This window comes from Bacillus cereus group sp. BfR-BA-01383 (genome assembly GCF_022663495.1).
Lineage (GTDB): Bacteria > Bacillota > Bacilli > Bacillales > Bacillaceae_G > Bacillus_A > Bacillus_A cereus_AU.
In genome coordinates this window covers 142,086-162,165 of sequence record NZ_JAKUFP010000006.1, presented here as the reverse complement: position 1 = coordinate 162,165, position 20,080 = coordinate 142,086, and the positions used below count along the sequence as shown (strand labels likewise).

Here is a 20,080-nt window from a genome sequence, read left to right as displayed (position 1 = left end):
AAAATAAATTCATCCCGTGTTTAACAACACTGTGAACGGTAATACTAATTAACATTGAACTTTTACAACAAGGGATGATAATATGATATTCATTTACACGGACTTTGGTGGAACACATACAACTTCACTAGCTGCAGCATATCATTTAAATAAATTACCGACCGATCGAAAGTTAACGAAAGAAGAAATATTAAATGTCGAGTACTTCAATAAATTAAAAACAGAAGATATGGGAAAAATTATTTTTCGTGGAATAGATGAGAACGGTAATCCTGTATATACAATTGGATGCGGTGCGTCAAAAGTAGTTGTACCTGCGATGAAGCATTTAGGTGAGATTTTGCAAAAACATTATCAAAACCATGATAAAATCATTTTTTCTAATACATCACCAACTGTGCCTTTACCTATGACTTTTGGGGGTCTATTTTCTAGAAGGTTTCACATCGATTTTATCGGCGTACCATTACTCGTATGGGGAGCAAAAATATGTTGTGATAACATACAAAGGCTTGTTAGTTATACGAAAGAAGCAGGACGATTAACGAATGATTATGTTGTAATATTAGATAATGAAACTTTTAAATAATGTATGTAAGAAGAAAATCGGGCAAATACTTCGATTTTCTTCTTTTATTGTTGAAATAGACAAAAAATAGTCACATTTAATATTCATCTACTATAGCCAAAACAATAAAGTCCTGTTACTATTACAGGGATATTCTCTTTTCATAACATAAATATATAGAAAAATTAGAAAAGAGGAATTGAATTAAGGGAGGAACAACATGAAGCGTGTTGCTTGGGTTACTGATAGTACAACTGCGAGTTTTACAACAGAAGGAGATAACTTTGTTATTCCAATTGAAGTTATTATTGATGGAGTGTCGTACAAAGATTGTGAAGAAGGTGTACGTGAACGTGTCTATGCTGCGTTAAACGAAGGTAAAACTGTCACTACATCACAACCTAACATCGGGGAAATGGTAGAGTTATTTACAAAATGCAAAGAAGAATATGAAGAAGGCTTTGCAGTTGCTATTAGCGGAAAAGTAAGTGGAACTTATCAAAATATGAAACTTGCTGCAGAAATGGCAGGGTTCCCTTTAACTGTGTTAGATAGTGAATCGACAAGTTACCCAATGGATGAACTAATTAGAAAAGCGAAATCGTTATACAATGATGGTATGACTTTACAAGATATACATAAAACATTAGTAGATGCAAAAAGAAGACCTTTTTATGTATTTCCAAAGAGTTTAAAAGGTCTATACGCAAGTGGACGTGTAAAGGGAGTTCAATTTTTACTTGGAAGTTTATTAAGTGTCAACTTAATATTAGAAGTAAAAGGTGGAGAACTTTTACTTGAAAAGAAAGTTCGCAAAATCCAAAAGTGTAGAGAATATATTAAAAATGAGCTTGAAAAAGAATTACCTAAAGTACTTCATATGTTCCATGCCAACGATAAAGATGGGGCAGAAGAATGGATTGCAGATATTAAACAAGCATTCCCTGAAATGGATTTCAAACTATATCCATTACCAATTTCATTTGCTGTACATGCAGGTGAAGGAACAATAGCGGTTAGTTATTAAAGTAAAACCCGTGAATCATTCGCGGGTTTTTATTTTTATTCGATTATGAATTATTGCATTTTTACTTTTAAAACAAAATATTCTAGGCCCTGGTTATTTTTTTGTTCCTCAAAATCCGGTCCGATTTTAAAGTCAAATTCATTAATACTATCAGCTTGTTCAATTTTATGAACAGTAACAATAACAGCACGTCGTTCTAAAGTTACGTTAGTAGCCTATTGTTCTTGATTTTGATTAGATTTTCGTTGAATATTGTTTGAATTATTATTACTATTAGAATTGTTCGCGTTATCATTGCTTTTTAGTGTAATTTAGATTAAAAACTAGGATAAAGATAATATTGGGGGTAGTTAATGTGGGAAAGAGTGAGATGTTTAAAGATTTTAATTTTAAATTAGTGGTAATTGAAGCATTGTTAGATCAAGAGCCACTATTTCTAAAAGAATTAACAGACTTAATCGATAAGTATACAAATAATTTTGAATGGTATTCTGGAGCGGGACCAATTGTTGAAATCAGGGATTATTTAGAAGAGTTGACTTTAGAAATGAGTGATTTAGAAAAAATTGAATCCCTTTGCTTTGATGGTGGGAATGAAATTTATCATATTCTAAAGCCAGATTGGGATGGTGAAGACAGTCTATTTGATGTAATATCTGTTGAAGGATTTCAGAATCTAAAAAATTTAAAAACAGTAGAATATATTTCCATGTGTTATCCGAAAGTATTAGACCCATTTAAACAAGCTGGAATTGAAATTGAGGATTAATGAGGAGAGAGTAATGTACTAATGGTAGACATTATCCATGGGACATTAACTGTTGTCCGTCGTGAACCGCCAAGTGAGACTGCTTTGGAAAATACTTATGTTGGCTATGATTTGAAAGCGTGACCATCACTGGAGACGCCAAGTTACGCCTACATTGATAATGAGCAAATAGAGAGTGATCAAGTTAACTTGGATGATTACGAATAACGGGAGTATTATAGACGAGTTATTAGGGGATAATCTAAAATTCTAGGAAAAAGGAATTTTAGATTGATAGGAAAACCTTTAAATTGATTTAAAAAGTGAATTGAAACGATGGTAGTATAATGTAGGATATTATGATAAAAATCGATAGAGATGGTGAAGCCTACTGTAATGAAACTGTTGATTTAGGTGTTTTAGGTAAATTCAATAGCATTTTTATAAATTTAGATGGATGCGATATAACAGGGGCGACGGATAATAAATGTAAGTAAGACAATAAAAGTGGGATGGTTTAAAGATGATTAAAGCTATTAATTTCCAATTTCTGAAATTAGCAATTCTAATTCATGCTATAAATAATTTTGTATAAAGAGATAAAAGGATTTTTAAAAATAAAAAAGAAGTATATATAAACAAATATATAAATGGTAGTGATAGTATGAAAATCAGTAAGTTTGCAGATGTAAATAATATAAGTGTAGATACGATAAGACATTATATAGACCTAGGGCTCATTATTCCTGAAAAAAAGGGCAGTCATTATTTTTTTGACGAGTATTGTCAAAAGGATATAAAACTAATATTAGAGTACAAATGGCTAGGGTTTAGCCTGAATGAAATTAAAGAACTGTTCCTTTATAAAAATTTAGGGAAATCTATAGATTACGAAAAAGACATTTTTTATCAATCTTTATTTAAAGTAAAATATGAAAAGATTGAACAAGAAATAAAAACTTTAGAGGAACGAAAAGATAAATTAAAGGAAGCGTTAAATAATTTATCATTAGCAACTGAAATGTCGAATTCAATTTTAGGGATAGATTTAAAAGTACTTAATTTATTTAAATGTTTTAAGTGTAACGGAAATTTAATTCTTGAAGATGGCATTATTAATAAGAATCAAATTGTTGAGGGTAAGTTAATTTGTAATTGTGATGAAGAATATGCGATTAATTCAGGGATTTTAACAGTTGGCAAATTATTTAAAGCGTATGAAATGACATCGCTTGAAGATTCTATTCCAGATTATATCCATGAAACAGATACTATTTTTTTGGAAAATATACAAAGAGGCGGAGAATGGGCGAAAAGGAAACTAATACAGCTAGATTTAAATAACAAAATATTACTTGATTTAGGATCAGGTTTTGGGTTCTTTTTAAGAAATATTTATGAAGAACTACCAGAAGATTGCTTATACATTGCTGTTGATCGAGATTTGAATAAACTTTTACTTTTAAAGGATGTAATTGAAAGAACAAATCCTAAAAGAAACATTTTATTTATCTGTGCCGACTTTTTAAACATACCTATTCAGAATTATTCTGCTGATATTGTAATTGATCAGTCAGGTACAAGTAATTATAGTTTTGAACATGAGGAGTTTTTATTACATAAATTAAATCCTCTTTTTAAACCTGATTGTTATATATTAAGTTCATTTATTTTATTTAATAAATTTAGCATAAATAGCCAAATTGCACCTCGACTTCGAGAGAATTTTACATCTTCAAAAGTTAAGGAAGAAATCCAAAAGCTAAAGTTTCATTCCATTGATGAAAGGACTTCTAAATATTTGGAACGGGGCGGGAAATACGAAAATTTCTTTGTCGAAGGAGAAGAAATTTATACATATTCATTTTTCGGAAAAAGATGGGGTTAACCCCATCTTTTTTAATTTTTTATTTGAAATTTTTTAATAAAAGCATATTGATATTGGGTTTACACGAGAACTTACACTGTATGTAATACAAAGTTAAACAGGGGGAAAAGTTATGGGACGCTTACAAATTTATTCACAAAAAGTAAAAAGTAATCAAGAACTAAGAAATATGTGTCTCTATTCATTTGGGAAAACAGTATCAATATTTGGTAGCTCTATTTATAGTTTTGCATTAGGATTATACGTTTTACAAATAACCGGATCAGCATTAAATTTCGCAATTACGCTTATTTTAGGAACTATTCCAATGATTGTTATGAATCCATTTGCTGGTGTAATTGCAGATAAAGTTGATAAAAAGAAATTGGTCGTTTGTATGGATTTACTAAGTGGAGGCTTATTAATTACTGTTTATATATTTAGCAGTAATTATGGATTAAACTTATTCACCATTTACGCTACTACCTTTCTTATAACGGTATTTACAACATTTTTTGGGATAGGATTAGAATCCGCGAAACCGAATATTGTTTCTGAAGAGAGGTTAATGAATATTAATTCTATAAGTAAAATTATTGACTCTGTATCTTTAATTCTCGGTCCTATGTTAGGTGGTATCGTTTTTGCTGTCTTAGATATAAAAACGTTCATAATAATAAACGGTATTTCATTTATTCTTTCAGGCATATTCATAATGTTTATTCACTTTAAATTGTTCGAGCGCAACATAAATGAGGAATGTTCAATAAGAGAAATTGATTTTATTAAAGATATAAAAGAGGGGTTCTATTACTTCATGGAGAGAGAAAGCTTAAAGAATACGTTTAGTATTTTGATTTCCCTTAATTTTTTCTTAGGGTTTGCTGTAACAGTCCCATTACCATACATTATAAACACAGTTCTCAATCTTAGCTCGAAGCAATTTGGTATCATTCAAGGGACTTTTCCAATAGGAATGATAGTTGGTGCAATGTTAGTAAAGAAGATAACTGATCGTTTTTCTTATTCTTATTTTTTGAAAAAAATAAGTTTTATGTTGGCAATTTTTATGATAGTTTCAGGTATCCCTGTTTTATTCAAAAGTATTGAAGTAAATAATTTTGTATTCGTTACTATGTATTGCGTTATTATGTTCTTTTTAGGGCTAATGATAGCATTAATCGATATCCCTTTAATTTATTTCATGCAAAAAGAGATTCCAGATGAATATAGGGGAAGAGTGCTCAGTATTGGATTAAGTATAGGTAAAATGATGCAGCCGATAGCACTCGCAATTTCAGGTCTATTATTAAATTATATTCCAGCCTACATGCTTCCAATTGCAGGAGGTATTGTATTTCTTATTTTGAATAAGGCTCACTCAAATAAGCTGAATTTAGAAATTCATTCAAAAGGGTATAGTATTGAACGTAATTAAATAATATTAAAAAAGCGCAGGAATATCATCCTGCGCTTTTTTATCGTAATTCAGCTGTTTTTCTAATAACAATCTTATCAACATCATCTTCTTCATCACCAATAAATAATCCTCGTTCTTTTAAATACGCTTCAAAATATAAATCTGCTTCAGCACGTTCATCATATGGCTTTACAGATAGAACGAAACCTAATTTATTTTGTTCCTCTAAATGAGAAGTGGAGATGTAGGCCGGTACATTGTGGCGTAAAAAGAGTTCTTTAACCGGAATAATCATATCTTTCATTAATTTCGTTAACATACCCATTTCAAACTCGAAATTAAAGCGATCTATACTAGATAAATCAGCAAATACTACACCGATAAAACCTGTATTAAATACTTCGTGATATTCTACATCTTCGTCATGGCTGCCGTAAAAATTCTTTTCGATTAAATAATTCACAAAATAAGCAACACCATCACTTTGTTCAAATGGTTTCGTTGAAAGAACGAAGCCAATTTTCTTTTGTTTATGTAAATACACACATGACATGTATGCTGAAATGTTATGTTCTTTAAATAGAGAACTCGTTGCCCCAGAGAGACCGTCTAAAACGTGATGAACGATTTGGAGTTTTTTACGAGCGAAATAATAGGATTTCTTTTGTAATTCCAATGTATCAATAAAGACAGAGCCGATAAAGCCTGTATTTGAAATAATAGGTGTTTGCTTTTTTCTTCCTCTGCGCTTTGCTTGAACCATTGTTAAAATCATCCCTTCATGTACAATTAAAGTAAAAAGAACGTTTGTTCGTATATTTATATTTTACTATTAAAACACTCTAAAGTAAAGGGTTTTTGATGAAAAAACAACAAAAAAGACACCTGTAAAAGGTGCCTTAAATGCAGTAGGGAAGAGGATTCATCCCTACTATTTATATTATGATACAGAAACAATCTCTTCTGTATCTTCTACATCTAAATGACAGTCCATAGTACGAACATCTTGATCTTCATGACTTCCGAAATAAATAGTAATTTTCATATGTATCGCTCCTTTATTCTAGGAATACCTAAAATAATTACTAGTAATGTTAATATTTATTATATACCACTTTTTTCATTCCGACAACGTTATATCATTTTTAATTGTTTTAAACTACAGAGCACAATTTAAAAAGGTATTTTTATAGAAAAAGGTAAATTTCTAATATGTTATATTTAATATAGAAGGATTCGAGTATTAATTTTTATGAAAGGAGCACACTTGATGAATTACAAACAGTTACTAATAGATAATTTTACATATAAGATTTCATATATTGCTAGACTTATACACGGAATGAATGTAAAAGAAACGAAGGATTACATTGCTGTTGACTGTGGTTTACCTGCAGATACGTTTAATATTATTACTTTACTAAACAATAGTTTAACGAGTGGAGTCGAGCAATTACATTCTGAGGTAACATACTTTAATCAGAAGAAATTTCCAATGAGTGTATGGTTTTGGAATAACGGGCAAGAGCAGATTATTCAAAGCGAATTACTAAACCTGGGCTTAAAAGAAGCAGAACATAATATTGCAATGGTTGTAGACTTAAAAACACTTCATCCAACAATAAACATGCCCGTAGGTTTTACGATACAAAAAGCATCTTCGTCAGGGCAAATCCAAAGATTTGGAGAAACATTAGCTGATCTATTCGGTGAATCAGAGGAAGGTATAAATGTACAAGCATTCTATAAACAAATTTCCACTTTCGATATATGGAATAGCGAAAATATGAAACTATACCTAGGCTTCTATAATGATGAAGTTGTATCTGTTGGCTCATTGGTATCCACAAAAGATAGTATTGGTATTTATGACATAGCAACTAAAGAAGAAATGAGAGGACGAGGATTCGGCACTACTATGTTTAATTTCTTGCTGCAAGAAGCAAAACAATTAAAAGATACTCACTGCGTATTACAAGCTTCACCTGATGGGATCAATATTTATAAAAAATCTGGCTTTCAAGCCGTAGGTAAAATGTCTGTTTTTGAAAATCGTCATTTATTTGAATAAATTAAAAAGAATCCAATATGATTATTGGATTCTTTTTTGTTAGTTCTATGCGCTCAAATTGAAACAATAGGATATTGAATTTCTTTCTAAATAATATATTGATTATTATTTTTAATAAGTTTTGTCAGAAAGTAATCAAAATGCAATTAATTTTCTCTCTGTTTTTTATATTTTTTTGATACACTGACTACGAGAGGAATACCAATTAAGGTAGGTAAAAACCAAAACCATATTGGCGGCAGTGAATTAATAATGGGAATATGAATTCCGACATTTACTAAAAGTGCAGTTACGGCACCTATATAAGAACCTAACATACCTCGAATATGGTGGTGGAGCCAATTTTTCCAACGCTTTTTTCTTGCAAGGTAACCATAAATCGCAAATGCATAAGAGAAAATTGCTACATAAAATAAATATGCGATTTTATCCCAGTTTATTATGGACAATATTATTGCAGTAATGGTAATTACAACATAAGATGCATGATATATTTCTCCCCATTCCGTATGCTTGCCTTTCTTTTTTTGAGCAACCATCGCTAAAATACCAGTGACTAAACATATTGTTCCAAATAATATGTGTATGGTCAAAAGAATGTTGAAAATGCTCATAATAATTTCTCCTTTTTATTTTTATAGTATTGCAGTATAAGAGAAAAGTTGAAAAATATAGTTAGTTCGGCTTAATATATTGAAATAAAGTTACTCCTAGAACAAAATGAATTGATTTAAATTTTTCTCAAATTTAGTGTGACGATTATTACGTTAAATGAAGGAGAGGCTTCTATGTTTACATCTATCACATATTTACAATCTGGGAATGATAAACAGCAAAAAGTTTACGAAGTTATGAATAAACTAAACATAATGGAGGATTTAGCTTTATATAGTCCAGTTCTTTGCGGAACAATCCCTATTAGAATTGATACTCTTCATTCTGACTTAGATATTGTAATGGAAGTACATAATTATAATGCTTTTGAACAAGAAATGAGATTCTTATATGGTTCATATGAAGGATTCGAGCTAAAAAAGAAAAATATAAAAAATACTGAAACGATAAAGGTGAGTTTTAAATTTGAAGGTTTTGAATTTGAATTATTTGGTCAACCTAAGCCAGTTCGTAGCCAAAATGCATATAAACATATGATTGTAGAGCACATGCTATTAATGCAGTATCCACATATAAGGAAAGAAGTTATTCGCTTAAAAGAGCAAGGTTTAAAAACTGAACCGGCATTTGCTCAAGTATTAAAAATTGACGGAGATCCTTATGAAGAGCTTATTTTATTGGGGCAGGAAATGGGATTGTGGTAAATAAGATACGTAAAAAGATCCTCTTATAAGTAAAAGAGGATCTTTATCATGCCATTAACTCACCGATTAGTGCACTGAGCAATTTAACCTCGTGAGTAATTTGTTCCGGGAAAGCATATCCATATGATAATCGTATGTACTGATTTGATTCTTCTTCATAAATACATCCCGGATTTAAAAGAACACCTTTTGATAGTGCCTTTGAAAATAGTTTTTCCATCGGAATGTTAGGTACAATCTTTAGCTATATAAAAAAATCCGCCACTAGGAATATCCCACGTTGCAATGTCTGCACAATACTTATTTAAAGTTTGTACCATCATTCGTCTTCGTTCTTTCAAGTGAATTCTTACGTTCGCTACATGTTCCTCATAATATCCTTTACATAACCATTCCGCAGCAACTCCTTGAGATAAAGAACTTGATCCTAGCATCATAATCATAAGCATATTGGTAAAGTATAGAAATGAAGCTAAACGATCCTATATGATTAACTTTTAATCCCAAGCCTTTTCACGACCAAACTTATCCTTTTATTGTAAAAGGGATCGAATTGGATGTTCTTGCAGACCAGCATCCGGAGGAACTCGTTGTCATGTTGTTATCATCCGTTGCATATCAACAGGCCACCCCTCATGTTTTCGGGAACTTTACAACTGTAATAAAAGACAGAGAGAGATGAAAACAAGTTATCAAACACAGCTTAAAAGTAAACTTTTTAAAGTAATGCAGATAGGTGAAATTTTTCAAGCAAGAATAATTACTAAAATAACATGCTCTTTTGAAAGGATGTTTTTAATGAAAAAGCTTAATGATATTCCCCAACCTAAAACGTTTGGTCCATTAGGTAATGTACCTCTACTTGATAAAGATAAACCGCTCCTATCGTTTATCAAGCTGGCGGAAGAGTACGGTCCCATTTTTCAGCTTCAAACTCCAGGAGGTACTGCCATTATCGTTTCTGGGCATGAATTGGTAGAAGAAGTCTGTGACCAATCACGGTTCGATAAAAGTGTAGAAGGTCCTTTAGCAAAGGTTCGTCCCTTTGCTGGAGACGGGTTATTTACAAGTGGAACGCACGAGCCTAACTGGAGAAAAGCCCATAATATTCTGACGCCTACATTCAGTCAGCGGGCAATGAAGGATTACCATGCCATGATGATCGATATTGCCGTACAGCTCGTTCAAAAATGGGCACGGCTTAATCCGAATGAAGAGGTGGATGTCCCGGAGGATATGACCCGTCTTACATTGGACACGATTGGTTTATGCGGTTTTAATTACCGATTCAACAGTTATTATCGTGAGACTCCTCATCCTTTTATCACCAGCATGGTCCGTGCTCTAGATGAAGCGATGCATCAAACACAACGATTAGATATACAGGACAAACTCATGGTGAGAACTAAACGTCAATTTCAGCATGATATCCAAGCCATGTTTTCTTTAGTGGATAATATTATTGCCGAACGTAAGGCCAATGGAAACCAGGAAGGAAATGATTTGCTTTCCCGTATGTTAAATGTGAAGGATCCGGAAACGGGTGAAACACTGGATGATGAAAATATTCGTTTCCAAATCATCACCTTTTTAATAGCCGGGCACGAGACAACAAGTGGATTGTTATCCTTTGCGATCTATTACTTATTAAAAAATCCGGATAAATTGAGAAAAGCTTATGAAGAAGTAGATCGGGTATTAACAGGGCCCACTCCGACATATCAACAAGTTCTGCAGCTTAAGTATATCCGGATGATTTTAAATGAATCGCTGCGTCTATGGCCTACCGCACCAGCATTCAGCCTTTATGCAAAAGAAGACACGATGATTGGCGGAAAATATCCGGTAAAGAAAAGAGAAGATCGGATTATGGTTCTTATTCCACAGCTGCATCGAGATAAAGATGCATGGGGGGACAATGCAGAAGAATTCCATCCCGAACGGTTTGAAGATCCAGATAAAGTTCCTCATCATGCTTATAAGCCATTTGGAAATGGCCAGCGGGCATGTATCGGTATGCAGTTTGCCCTTCATGAGGCCACTCTCGTACTGGGAATGCTTCTTCAGCATTTTGAATTCATCGATTATGCGAATTATGAGCTGGACATTAAACAAACATTAACGTTAAAGCCAGGTGATTTTAAGATAAAGGTTCAATCCGGAAATCAAGCTGCCATCCGTCCGTCTGTCCTAACACCTGTAGCAGAGACGCCGGAGGACCACAAAACGGAAAAGCAAGTTCAGAATGCAGCTTCTCTCCAAGGACTCAATAATCGTCCGCTTCTTGTTCTTTACGGCTCTGATACTGGAACTGCTGAGGGTGTAGCACGGGAACTTGCAGATACAGCGAGTTTGCATGGCGTACGGACTGAAGTATCGCCTTTAAATGACCGAATTGGTAACTTACCGAAAGAAGGAGCCATTCTCATTGTTACTTCTTCTTATAACGGAAAGCCACCGAGCAATGCTGGACAATTCGTACAATGGCTTGAAGAACTACAACATGGTGAGCTACAAGGTGTTCATTATGCGGTGTTTGGCTGTGGAGATCATAACTGGGCCAGTACCTATCAGAATGTTCCGAGATATATTGACGAGCAGATGGCTCAACAGGGAGCCACAAGGTTCTCAACACGCGGAGAGGGAGATGTCAGTGGAGACTTTGAGGAACAGCTTAATCAATGGAAACAAAGCATGTGGTCGGATGCGATGAAAGCTTTTGGATTGGAGTTCAATGAAAATGTAGAAAAAGAACGCAGTACCCTAAGCCTTCAGTTTGTCAGTGGCCTTGGAGGATCTCCTCTTGCTCGTTCATACGAAGCAATGAATGCAACTATTGTGGAAAATCGCGAACTCCAATCAGCTGACAATGATCGGAGCACTCGGCATATCGAGGTGGCCTTACCGCAAGGAGTTACTTATCACGAAGGAGACCATCTCGGAGTGCTTCCACACAACAGTGAGGAAAATGTCAGCCGCGTTCTCCGTGGGTATAATTTGAATGGAAATGATAAAATAGTACTGACAGCAAGTGGACGAAACGCAGCTCATCTGCCACTTGATATGCCTGTTAGTTTACGTGATCTTCTTAGCTATAGTGTGGAAGTGCAGGAAGCAGCAACCAGAGCACAAATACGGGAACTGGCATCTTTTACGGTTTGCCCTCCGCACAAAAGAGAATTGGAAACTTTAGTGGAGGAGGGAACTTACCAAGAGCAAATATTAAAGAAACGTATTTCCATGTTAGATCTTCTCGAAAAGTACGAAGCATGTGAAATGCCGTTTGAGCGGTTTTTAGAACTTCTTCCTGCACTCAAACCACGTTACTATTCTATTTCAAGCTCACCACTCGTTGCCCAGAATCGCCTGAGTATTACAGTTGGTGTTGTAAGCGGACCCGCACGGAGTGGACAAGGCGAATATAAAGGGGTCGCTTCTAACTATTTAGCTCAACGTCACAACGAAGACAATATTGCTTGTTTTATTCGTACTCCACAATCCGGTTTTCAGTTGCCAAAAAATCCTGAAACGCCAATTATCATGGTTGGACCAGGAACTGGGATTGCACCATTCCGAGGGTTTTTACAATCACGTCGCATCCAGAAACAGCAAGGCATAAAGTTAGGAGAAGCTCACCTATATTTCGGTTGTCGTCATCCTGAACAGGATTATCTCTATCGTACAGAATTAAAAAAAGATGAAAAGGATGGCATATTATCCTTACACACAGCTTTTTCGCGTCTGGAAGGACATCCAAAAACATATGTACAGCATTTAATGCAACAAGATGGAGACAAGTTAATTTCTTTATTAGATAACAGCGCTCATCTTTATATATGCGGTGATGGAAGTCGAATGGCTCCAGATGTAGAGGATACTCTTTGTCAAGCTTATCAGCGAAATCATGGGGTAAGTGAACAAGAGGCAAGAAATTGGTTAGACCAATTGCAACGTGAAGGGCGATACGGAAAAGATGTGTGGGCTGGAATCTAAGTTCCGTATTAGACAGTAATACACAATATTTAAAAACAAAAATCCCGTATCCTGTATTGGATTTGGGATTTTTACTTAAACATAGATATCCAATTTTCTTTAAAGGTGTTATTCCACGAATTGGCCCTTTAGCTGAGTAACTTTATTGCTACTCAACAGTTCCTTAATTCTCCTTTCAGTTCAGATCTTCTTTTCACTATCCCCATTCTAGATAAACAGATCCAAAGGGACAAAACATCGCGACTTTTAAATAAACTCCGTGACTTTATTTAAAAGCGAAACATGCTTAATAATAAATGGGATTTTCGAATCATATGTGTTCACGCTTTTACGATTCTAATATGGGGAATTGCTGTTCCAGCAATTCGTATAGGGCTTAAATCTTACACACCTGAACATCTTACTTTACTACGCTTGTTAATCGTTTCATTCATACTTCTAGCGTTTTCCTTTATATACAAACTACGATTTCAACACATCTCTAAATATCAAGTACTCACTTATTAAAATTCAATCAGGATTTTATAAAAAGTACGTTATGAGGTGTTGTCGAAAAAGGGAATTATTTCATTCTGTTGAATATAAAAATACATCCTCTTTATAAAGGAGCTTAAAATATTGAATGTCCAGTTAAAGGTTGTTACGAGAGAAAATTGGGAAGACGCATTAAAGTTACAAGTTAGAGAAAATCAAATAAAATTTGTCCCGGCTGTAGCAGTTTCGCTTGCTAAAGTATATATAAAGCCAGATGGTGAGAATGTAGAGTATATACCATTTGCTATATATGATGGCGATCTTATAGTTGGTTTTATTATGCATGCTTTTGTAAGAGAAACATCAAATATGTATTGGATAAACGGATTTATCATTGATCAAAAGCAGCAAGGAAATGGCTATGGTAAAGCAGCATTACAGGAAATTATTAATTTAATAAAAAATAGATTTAAAGAGTGCAAAGAAATTAGATTAACTGTACATAAAGATAATATTTCTGCAAAGAAACTATATGAATGTTACGGTTTTCAACCATTAGGACAAGAGTATGATGGCGAGCAAGTATATCGTTTATTGGTTTAACATTTATTAAGTAAAGGCGCGAAATTTAAATTGGGATAAAATGACTGCAAGAACTTGAAAAAGGCATTCTTGCAGTCATAAATGTAATTCATGCGTATGAAACACCTATGATTTATATTATCCAACTTTTAAATGAAAATTTTTGAGAGATTATAGATTGAATGACTCTAGGAGGAATACCCAATGAAAAGTAAATTCCATCATATTGTACGAGCTGTCATAATAAAAGATGAAAAATTACTAGTTGCTGAATATATTGGCCATCATTATTTCTTACCTGGTGGCCATGTTGAAACCGGTGAATCAGCAGAAAATGCATTAATAAGAGAGCTACGAGAAGAAATCGGAGTAAACTGTAGTATAAAACAATTTTTAGGCGTTATAGAAAATCAATGGCAAGATAAAGAAGTGCTTCATCATGAAATTAACCACATTTTTGAAGTAGATTCACAAGAGTTACATATTGATTTAACACCAAAGTCTAGAGAATCTCATTTAGCATTTCACTGGATAGATTATAGTAAAGAATCTTTAAATACTTATAAAATCATGCCAATGCCTTCAGTTAAAGAATTACTAGAAAGAAAATTAAGTGATGAACTACTAAATTGTTGGATTAGCAATTTTTAACTCACTCTATTGATAGTAAATTCGTCCATTGAAAGGATATAAAGAAAATAGGCTGCAAAACAAGGTACATCACCTAGTGTAAGTTCATATTTTGTTGATGTACGCATTTAGTCTATAGCCTTGTTTCTATATTAATTTTAATATTTGGACGGAATTTATATTGATAAATGGAGGGGTTCGAAATGAATGAGTTTCACCATGAACTACAATCGTTAAACCTTAATGATTATCAATCTGGTAATGTTGTCTATTGGGATCAACAACAACAAAATCAATATCCATATTACTACATTCAAGACGATGCACGTCGTTGTGGCGGCTGCGGTGGACGCTGTGGAGGATGTGGCGGCAGATGTGGTGGTTGCGCAGGGCGTTGCGGCGGCTGTGTAGGTTGTGCTGGATGTTTCGGTTGTTTTAATTGCTGGAACTGGTGGATTATTTAAGTATAGAAAATCAATAATATTTCACATGAAAGAAAGGTGTAAAAAGTAGTTTATGCTTTTCTTTCATACTGTTATGTTTAGAAAGTTTAAGGGGGATTATGTATTTGTACGAATATGAAAAATTAATTTCATGGGTAGAAAATATTAAAAAAGAAAATTATAGTTCAGCAGCGGCACTTTGTATTATAAAAGATAACAAAATGATACTAGAGCACTATAGTGGCTATCATTCAAATACACCTAATAGTAAAAAAGTAACAGCATATTCACAGTTCAACGTCGCTTCTGCGAGAAAAAGTTATTTAGGATTAATGGTAGCATATGCGCTTTATGAGGGGAAAATAGATTCAATTGATGATGAGGCGATAAAATATTTTAAAGACTTCGACCCTTTATTACTTGGTAAAACAACGATAAGACATTTAGTAACTCATTCACACGGTTTGGAAGAAACTGATGATGGGACGATTTTTCGTGAATTTGAACCTGGACAAGCTTGGGCGTATAGAGATATTAATGTAAGAATGATGACGCGCCTTATGTATCAGCTTTATAACATAAGTTTTCCTGAATTGTTAAAAGAGCGTGTATTTACCCCTGCTAATTTCCAAGAAACAGGATGGAGAATACAGCAAAATGAAAATTTAGTTAAAGTAATTGATAATCCAAATGAAGACGCGATCAGTGAGGTTGGTACAGTAGATGACGGTACTGAAAAAAATCTGTTTGTTTCAGCTAGAGAATTTGCTTATTGGGGCAATCTTCATTTAAATCAAGGTATGATAAATGGTAAACAAATTGTTCCAAAAGAAGTTATAGAAATTGCTACGAGTTTGCAGAGTCCGACGTATAAAAATAATGAGCTACCCCAAAACGGATTGTTTTGGTTCGTTCAAAATGAACCTGCACAATTAAGTGAACTTGGTGAACGTGTTCCAAAAGGAGCATATCAAATATTAGGAATTACTGGACCGACCATTTTAGTAATTCCTGAATATAATGTAGTTGTTGCGAAAATGTACAATAAAAGATATAACTACGGCGGTGATAATTATTTATATTATTTACGTGAATTTAGCAATTTAGTCGCCGATACATTTAGTAGCGGTAATAGGGCATAATTACTCCTATAATAAAAAGGAGTGAACTTAAATGAACAAAAAAATAAACAAAAATAAAAAAGAAATTATAAAAGATACAAATACAGAACAAAATGCGATTTATAGTGATCCAAAAGATGCAGCTAATATGCAAACTGTACCGCAGCCGAAGGATTTTGATGAAATTGAATATTAATTTCTTATCCGACTATATGATGAATGAAAAATACGTCTTAAGTCCCATCACATTTAAGTGATCATTTGGTAATATATATACATAAGCATTTGAAAATGTCTTATCTTAACAAAGCTTTCTTTCAATATATCTGATATAACCTGCGAAAAGGCACTTCTTTATGAAGTGTCTTTTTGTGTAAACTAACTTAATTTCCATTTTTCGTACAGTATCTTGCAATTTATCATGGATATACTAACTGTGAAAATTCATGTCATGATAAAAGAAGGGGACAGTACGTATGAAACAAACATCTGTAAATCCGTTGCTAATTGTTCTAGGTACAATCATTGTTCAAATTGGCCTAGGAACAATTTATACATGGAGTTTATTTAATCAACCCCTTGTAAGTAAGTTTGGATGGAATCTCAATGCAGTCGCGATTACTTTCTCTATTACGAGTTTTTCTTTATCATTTTCAACTCTATTTGCAGGAAAGCTACAACAAAAATTTGGCCTTCGTAAACTTATCGCTACTGCAGGAATTGTTTTAGGACTCGGTTTAATACTTAGTTCACAAGTTTCCTCATTACCATTACTTTATTTATTGGCCGGTGTTGTCGTTGGATATGCTGATGGAACAGCATATATTACATCACTATCTAATTTAATTAAATGGTTTCCAAACCGTAAAGGGCTCATTTCTGGTATATCTGTTTCAGCATACGGAATGGGGAGCTTAATCTTTAGATATGTAAACGGTAATCTTATCGATAGTCTTGGTGTATCACAAGCATTTTTATATTGGGGTATTATCGTCTTACTTTTAGTATTGATTGGATCGTTCTTCTTACGTGAAGCAATTGTAAGTAATACGGTAACGGAAACATTACACAATGATTATACGCCGCGTGAAATGATGAGAACGAAACAAGTATATCTCTTGTTTTTCATGCTATTTACGTCGTGTATGGGTGGATTATATTTAATCGGGATGGTAAAAGATATCGGAGTTCAGCTCGTTGGACTTAGTGCAGCAACCGCTGCTAACGCCGTTGCAATGATTGCAGTCTTTAATACGGTGGGTAGAATCATTCTCGGAACATTATCAGATAAAATAGGTCGATTAAAAATTGTCTCTGCAACGTTTGTTATTATTGGATTGTCCGTCTTTACTTTAAGTTTCGTTCCACTAAATTACGGGATATATTTTGCTTGTGTAGCAAGTGTTGCCTTTTGTTTTGGTGGTAATATCACTATATTCCCAGCCATTGTCGGGGATTTCTTCGGATTAAAAAACCATAGTACAAACTACGGGATTGTTTACCAAGGTTTCGGTTTTGGTGCACTTGCAGGATCGTTCATTGGAGCACTACTTGGAGGATTTCAACCAACGTTCATTACAATCGGTGTTCTATCTGTTATATCTTTCGTTATCTCTATATTAATCCGTCCTCCAAATGCAGAAAAGAAGAAAGAAATAAAATCGTTACATCGAAAAACAGCTTAATTTTAAAAAGAGTCCTTATGCTAGGGCTCTTTTTCATTACAACGCCGTTAATGTAAAGACAGGACAATACAATTTGAAACGAGTTAATGGTAGAATGAGATGAAGACAGAAAATTCCTTTTATTAAAAAAGAGGAGGTAAGTATGAAAAAAGTCAATGTTACATACGCGCTTTTGTATGATAAAACTAACGAAAAAATCTTAATGGTAAAAAATAAAGGGAAGCATGGCTCTTATTACACATTACCAGGTGGCGCAGTTAAATATGGAGAAACGTTAGAAGAGGCAGTAATTCGGGAAGTGAGAGAAGAAACAGGGCTACATATATCTGTACATGGGATTTGTTCCATCAGCGAAGCTTTTTTCGAAGAGAGAGACCATCATGCAATTTTCTTTAATTTTTTAGGAGAAATAATCGGCGGGGAGACATATATATCAAGGCCGAAAGAAATCGAAGAGATTACTTGGATGGAATTACATATAGCAGCGCCGCATTTACGTATATCAGAACATTTACTAAATATGTTACAACAGAAAGAAACAGTACCTTACTTTTTTAACGGGACAATCATTCATCAATCTTCATAAAGATATCATTTCATTATATATCTAGCCTTATTCCAAATGAATTTCAAACGGTTATTAACTTGGATAGAAAAAAGATTTTACAAGGTGTAGATCAATCAAGTTTATTAGCAAGTGAATGGGCAAATAACAACGTCAACTTAGAAATCATCAACGAATCCACTATTAAAATTTCTTCTAACGCTACTCAAATCGGTAAAATATCTGAGACACAACAAATATATACTATTCGTGGCGAAAAACAATTATATATATCTTTCGATGGACGATTTATGATCGATGCTTTAAAAGCAATAAAAGAAGATATAGTTACTTTAAGCTTTGGTGGTTCTATGAGGCCGATATTAATTGAAGCAGGAGAGCAATCTGCAGCAGTATATCTTATATCGCCAGTAAGAGCTTATCAGGAACAAAGGAATGTATCACATTATGTACAAGCACACTTTATATTTTATTAAAAAAATGAAGAAATACTTATGCTAAATAGAGAATATGACATTGTAAAAGGATTATGGAACGAGGGAGGAGGAAAATAAAAAAGAGACGAATATTAGAGTATTAGAAGTATAACTAAAGAGGAAATATAATAAGAGGATGAGTATTATGAAAAGAATAATCGCTTTACTCTTAGGTATAGTTTTAATTATTTTTTCTTTATATCAATACAATAAAAAAGAAAATTCAGCTCAAAATGATAAGTTGTATGTAGAAGACTTTAAGGGGAAAAATGATTCAAATAAAATTCAAGCAGCTATTAATAAAGCAGAAGCAAGTAAAATTAAAACGGTTTTGCTCGATGATAAAAAATATAAAATCACGTCACCGATCATTGTTAAAAAAGGTGTTAAATTATTATTCGGTTATGGAACACAATTTGTTATAGAGGGAAACTTTAAGGTTTTGGAACTAGAAACAAATGCTTCTATTGAAGGAGCTTATATAGCTATTGATGATCCTAAGTTCAATTCTGAAGTTATCTATTTAGACGGTAAAAATAAGTATTATAACACTTGGAACAAAACACAAATAAAAGATATAAATATTATTAATTGGACTGAAACGAATAAGGGTATAGGAATTTCTTTGTACTCCGGTGGAAACGAAAATGAAATCTCATTTATTAACTTCGACAACATTAAAGTAGCCGGAATGGAAACAGGGCTAAAATTAGTAGCAAAAAAACCAAGTGCTGGACATGCTTGGATAAATGCAAACCGTTTTATGAACTTTTCTTTAGAGGACTGTGTAAATATGATTTATATGGATAGTCAAGTAACTACCCCTAATGAGATTAGTGGGAATCAATTTACAAACCTTCAAATACAGCCTTCCAATAAAACAAAAAGTATTGTAAGGGTAAGCGGCCAGCATAATGAGTTTCATGGAATGGTGTGGGATTTAAATAAAATAAAGCACGAAAACGAACTCATTGAACTGACTGATAAGAGTGCGAATACAATCATTGATATCACCTCTGTGCCGACAAGTAGAGTTTTAGATAGCGGGAAAGCAAATACAGTGAAATAAGCTTAAATACAAAAAAGGGCGA

18 protein-coding genes and 4 pseudogenes are annotated in these 20,080 nt (G+C 33.4%); 18 read left to right on the top strand and 4 right to left on the bottom strand.

Going from position 1 to position 20,080, the window contains the following annotated elements; translation table 11 throughout:
• Positions 1-82 precede the first annotated feature (82 nt).
• Together MR065_RS09025 and MR065_RS09020 are read left to right on the top strand one after the other, a co-directional pair.
• Complete coding sequence (locus MR065_RS09025) at positions 83-589, top strand: DUF3189 family protein (protein ID WP_242213384.1); 507 nt, start codon at positions 83-85, stop codon at positions 587-589.
• Between the two features lie 199 nt (positions 590-788).
• Positions 789-1,595, top strand: coding sequence for a DegV family protein (locus MR065_RS09020; RefSeq protein ID WP_242213383.1), 807 nt, complete (start codon positions 789-791; stop codon positions 1,593-1,595).
• 50 nt (positions 1,596-1,645) lie between these two features.
• Here MR065_RS09020 and MR065_RS09015 read toward each other — a convergent pair.
• A pseudogene (locus MR065_RS09015) lies at positions 1,646-1,879 on the bottom strand (hypothetical protein); the annotation flags it as partial.
• Positions 1,880-1,950: 71 nt separating this feature from the next.
• Here MR065_RS09015 and MR065_RS09010 point away from each other — a divergent pair.
• The 3 genes from MR065_RS09010 (at position 1,951) to MR065_RS09000 (ending at position 5,648) form a co-directional block, all read left to right on the top strand.
• Complete coding sequence (locus MR065_RS09010) at positions 1,951-2,364, top strand: DUF6892 domain-containing protein (RefSeq protein ID WP_242213382.1); 414 nt, start codon at positions 1,951-1,953, stop codon at positions 2,362-2,364.
• Positions 2,365-3,007: 643 nt separating this feature from the next.
• Positions 3,008-4,231 (top strand): MerR family transcriptional regulator, encoded by a 1,224-nt coding sequence (locus tag MR065_RS09005; RefSeq protein WP_242213381.1) that lies wholly within the window; start codon positions 3,008-3,010, stop codon positions 4,229-4,231.
• A gap of 112 nt (positions 4,232-4,343) precedes the next feature.
• Positions 4,344-5,648 carry an MFS transporter gene (locus MR065_RS09000; RefSeq protein WP_242213380.1) on the top strand — a complete coding sequence of 435 codons (1,305 nt, stop codon included), beginning with the start codon at positions 4,344-4,346 and terminating at the stop codon, positions 5,646-5,648.
• A gap of 40 nt (positions 5,649-5,688) precedes the next feature.
• Here the strand turns inward: MR065_RS09000 and MR065_RS08995 are convergent, their stop codons facing one another.
• Positions 5,689-6,405 carry a hypothetical protein gene (locus tag MR065_RS08995; RefSeq protein WP_242213379.1) on the bottom strand — a complete coding sequence of 239 codons (717 nt, stop codon included), beginning with the start codon at positions 6,403-6,405 and terminating at the stop codon, positions 5,689-5,691.
• Between the two features lie 495 nt (positions 6,406-6,900).
• On the opposite strand from MR065_RS08995, the gene MR065_RS08990 reads away from it, so the two are divergent.
• Positions 6,901-7,701 carry a GNAT family N-acetyltransferase gene (locus tag MR065_RS08990; protein WP_242213378.1) on the top strand — a complete coding sequence of 267 codons (801 nt, stop codon included), beginning with the start codon at positions 6,901-6,903 and terminating at the stop codon, positions 7,699-7,701.
• A 146-nt stretch (positions 7,702-7,847) separates the two neighbouring features.
• Here the strand turns inward: MR065_RS08990 and MR065_RS08985 are convergent, their stop codons facing one another.
• Positions 7,848-8,315: a DUF2306 domain-containing protein gene (locus MR065_RS08985; protein WP_242213377.1), complete on the bottom strand. Its 468-nt coding sequence runs from the start codon at positions 8,313-8,315 to the stop codon at positions 7,848-7,850.
• A gap of 174 nt (positions 8,316-8,489) precedes the next feature.
• On the opposite strand from MR065_RS08985, the gene MR065_RS08980 reads away from it, so the two are divergent.
• Entirely contained in the window at positions 8,490-9,020 is a 531-nt protein-coding gene (locus MR065_RS08980) for a DUF4269 domain-containing protein (protein ID WP_242213376.1), read from the top strand.
• Positions 9,021-9,066: 46 nt separating this feature from the next.
• On the opposite strand, the pseudogene MR065_RS08975 reads toward MR065_RS08980, so the two are convergent.
• Positions 9,067-9,448: pseudogene (locus MR065_RS08975) on the bottom strand (aminotransferase class I/II-fold pyridoxal phosphate-dependent enzyme); the annotation flags it as partial.
• Between the two features lie 370 nt (positions 9,449-9,818).
• Between MR065_RS08975 and MR065_RS08970 the strand changes: the two are divergent.
• From MR065_RS08970 to MR065_RS08920, 11 genes and pseudogenes are all read left to right on the top strand, one after another.
• Positions 9,819-13,013, top strand: coding sequence for a bifunctional cytochrome P450/NADPH--P450 reductase (locus MR065_RS08970; RefSeq protein WP_242213414.1), 3,195 nt, complete (start codon positions 9,819-9,821; stop codon positions 13,011-13,013).
• Between the two features lie 282 nt (positions 13,014-13,295).
• Positions 13,296-13,511: pseudogene (locus tag MR065_RS08965) on the top strand (EamA family transporter); the annotation flags it as partial.
• A gap of 120 nt (positions 13,512-13,631) precedes the next feature.
• Positions 13,632-14,090, top strand: a complete 459-nt coding sequence (locus MR065_RS08960) for a GNAT family N-acetyltransferase (protein WP_242213375.1) — start codon at positions 13,632-13,634, stop codon at positions 14,088-14,090.
• A gap of 183 nt (positions 14,091-14,273) precedes the next feature.
• Positions 14,274-14,720 (top strand): NUDIX domain-containing protein, encoded by a 447-nt coding sequence (locus tag MR065_RS08955; RefSeq protein ID WP_242213374.1) that lies wholly within the window; start codon positions 14,274-14,276, stop codon positions 14,718-14,720.
• A gap of 182 nt (positions 14,721-14,902) precedes the next feature.
• Entirely contained in the window at positions 14,903-15,163 is a 261-nt protein-coding gene (locus tag MR065_RS08950; RefSeq protein ID WP_242213373.1) for a heterocycloanthracin/sonorensin family bacteriocin, read from the top strand.
• 104 nt (positions 15,164-15,267) lie between these two features.
• The gene (locus MR065_RS08945; RefSeq protein WP_242213372.1) at positions 15,268-16,284 is read left to right on the top strand and encodes a serine hydrolase domain-containing protein; all 1,017 of its coding nucleotides are present in this window, start codon (positions 15,268-15,270) and stop codon (positions 16,282-16,284) included.
• A 31-nt stretch (positions 16,285-16,315) separates the two neighbouring features.
• Entirely contained in the window at positions 16,316-16,459 is a 144-nt protein-coding gene (locus tag MR065_RS08940; protein ID WP_097903603.1) for a hypothetical protein, read from the top strand.
• A 280-nt stretch (positions 16,460-16,739) separates the two neighbouring features.
• The gene (locus tag MR065_RS08935) at positions 16,740-17,948 is read left to right on the top strand and encodes an L-lactate MFS transporter (RefSeq protein WP_242213371.1); all 1,209 of its coding nucleotides are present in this window, start codon (positions 16,740-16,742) and stop codon (positions 17,946-17,948) included.
• A gap of 142 nt (positions 17,949-18,090) precedes the next feature.
• Positions 18,091-18,534, top strand: a complete 444-nt coding sequence (locus tag MR065_RS08930; RefSeq protein WP_242213370.1) for an NUDIX hydrolase — start codon at positions 18,091-18,093, stop codon at positions 18,532-18,534.
• A 17-nt stretch (positions 18,535-18,551) separates the two neighbouring features.
• Positions 18,552-18,989, top strand: a pseudogene (locus MR065_RS08925) (hypothetical protein); the annotation flags it as partial.
• Positions 18,990-19,134: 145 nt separating this feature from the next.
• Positions 19,135-20,058 (top strand): hypothetical protein, encoded by a 924-nt coding sequence (locus tag MR065_RS08920; protein ID WP_242213369.1) that lies wholly within the window; start codon positions 19,135-19,137, stop codon positions 20,056-20,058.
• Positions 20,059-20,080 lie beyond the last annotated feature (22 nt).